The 1,702-nt window shown below is 61.6% G+C and carries 1 pseudogene; it reads right to left on the reverse strand.

Features of this window, described 5'->3' with window-relative positions:
* Positions 1–1,702 (reverse strand): annotated as a pseudogene (locus JBE38_RS27505) (RHS repeat protein); the annotation flags it as partial.

A 1,702-nucleotide genomic window follows, 5' to 3' on the forward strand; every position in this document is an offset into this window, starting at 1 on the left:
TGCATCAGCAGGTTGCCCGCCGGGTCGTGGCCGAAGCGTTCCTGTACGTCTTGCGAGTGGTTGGCGCGGGTCAGGCGGGCGAGGGGGTCGTAGTGGTAGTCGTGCTGGCCCTTGCGGGTGTCGAGCAGGCGGGTGAGGTTGCCGGTTTTGTCGTAGTCGTATTGGCGTTGGTAAACCCCCCCTTCAACGCCGCATAGGCCGTGGTTGAGCAGGCGTCCTTGATCGTCATATTGGTAGCTGCTGAGGAGTTTGCCTTGGCTTCTTTGGTGTTCTCGACCTCCATTAAACAGATGAGAGGTGAGGGTTTCGCCATTGAGCTCAACGGTAGCAAGGTGGCCGCCTTTGTCATGGTTGAACACCAGACGGTTGTTGTCTGGCAGGCGCAGGTGCTTTAACTGACCACAGGCGTCGTAGCCGTAGCGCAGGGTGCCCCAGCCTTGGTGCTCGGCGGTCAGGCGATTCTGGACGTCGTATTCGTAGGCCAGCGCCCAGTGGCCGTCGTCGACACTGAGCAGGTTGCCCTGGCGGTCGTAGGCGTATTCAACCACCTTGCCATCGGCAAGGGTTTTTCGTACGAGGCGCCCGGCGTGGTCGCGCTCATAACGTGTAACCAGCTGACGGCCATCGTCGCCGTGTTCGGTCTTTTCCAGCAGGTTGCCGTTGAGGTCGTAGGCATACGCTGTGCGCTGGCCGTCAAAGCCGATTTCTTGCTGGATCAGGCCGTTGGGGTGGTAATCAAGCTGGTAGGTTTCGCCGGCTTCGTTTTCAATCGCGGTGAGCAACAGCCGCACGTTGTCGTAGCGGTATTTGACCTGGGTGCCGTCGGCATTGAGGCGGCGGCTGATCAGGTGCAGGCCGTCGGCGTATTCGTAACGGGTGACGTGGCCGAGTTCGTCGCGTTCGGCGGTGATTTTTCCGTAGGGGTTGTAGCTGTATTCCCGATACGCACCGCCCGGCAAGACCACGCGAACCAGGCGGCCCACGCTGTCCCACTGGTATTGGGTCAGCGCGCCGTGCTCATCCTCACGCGCCACCTGCCGCCCCAGGTCGTCATAGCGATAACGCTTGATGGCACCATTGGGCAGTTGCTCCTCCAGCAACTGCCCGCGCTCATTCCAGACCAGCCGATGACAGCTGTGATCGGGGTACCAGACGCCCGTCAGTTGCCCGGATGGGTTATAGCTGTAGTCGGTGATATGGCCGGCGGGATCCGTCCGACGCGTCACGTCGCCCTGGTCATTGCGCTCATATTTCCAGACCGCCTGGCCGCGCCGCACCACGCGTACGAAGCCGTTGTCATGCTCGTAGGAGGTTGGTTCGTCGTCCCCCGGAAACACCGCCACCAAGCGTCCGGCATCGTCGTACTGATAGGCCGTCACCGCGCCCAGTGGGTCTTGCTCGACCGTCAGCCGGCCCTTGTCGTCGTAGGATTTGAAATGCTCGGCACCGTCCGGATCGATGCGCTGTACCAGCCGTGCGCGCTGGTCATGCACGTAGACTTCCTGGCTGCCGTCGGCGTTAAACACCGTGACCTGGCCGTCGTCACCCCAGGCATAACGCGCGTCCATCTGCGAAAAGCTGGCCCAATGCCGGATACAGCGCGCCGCCTTGCCGGAACGTTCCCATTCCCAATAGAAACTCGCGCCACCGGCCAACTGCCGTTCAAGGATGACGTGCTGATCGTCGTAGCGATAAACCTCGC

Source organism: Pseudomonas sp. ICBG1301, assembly GCF_016918385.1.
Taxonomy (GTDB): Bacteria; Pseudomonadota; Gammaproteobacteria; order Pseudomonadales; family Pseudomonadaceae; genus Aquipseudomonas; species Aquipseudomonas palleroniana.